The sequence below is a fragment of the Blautia sp. HCP3S3_G3 genome, assembly GCF_052063365.1.
Taxonomy (GTDB): Bacteria; Bacillota; Clostridia; order Lachnospirales; family Lachnospiraceae; genus Blautia_A.
This window is the reverse complement of sequence record NZ_JBQHXR010000083.1, coordinates 1-477: the sequence shown is the minus strand read 5'-3', so window position 1 is coordinate 477 and position 477 is coordinate 1. Positions and strand designations below refer to the sequence as shown.

Below are 477 nucleotides of genomic sequence, written 5' to 3'. Positions count from 1 at the left end.
CGCCCATCAAGAATTGCAACCGGCCTATGAGTAGCCTGATCGACAATGATTGTTCCATAGGTATGACGTTTTTTAAATGCAAAATCATCAACACCGATGGCGCTTCCACATTCTGAGACTGGCTGCAGACGATAACGTTTGGTTAAAAGACGGATCACGCTGTCTCCGCTGATTTGAAGATTCATTGCACGACAGATACGGGCACATCCTTCACAACTGGTTTCCATGGCCAGCATGCAGATGAAATCAGCACATCGTTCTGTCATGCGTCCATAATAACTGAGAAATCCGTCAAAATCTTCAACAAATGTAACTTTTGAACAGGATTCATTATTACAAACATACTCATGAGCTGTTATATGAAGTCGCGCAGTTTTTCCAAGAATCGGCAGATCCTGAACTTTGCGTAAATATGTCCCATGATAAGTTTGGGTTTCCTGACCACACTCTGGACATTTGGAAGAATGTGTTTTGGAT

General features: G+C 42.6%; 1 protein-coding gene. It reads right to left on the bottom strand.

Annotation, left to right across the window (positions count from 1 at the left end; genetic code table 11):
* On the bottom strand, positions 1–477 hold a 477-nt coding region (locus ACTNEW_RS16365; RefSeq protein WP_441062871.1), incomplete at both ends, for a transposase family protein.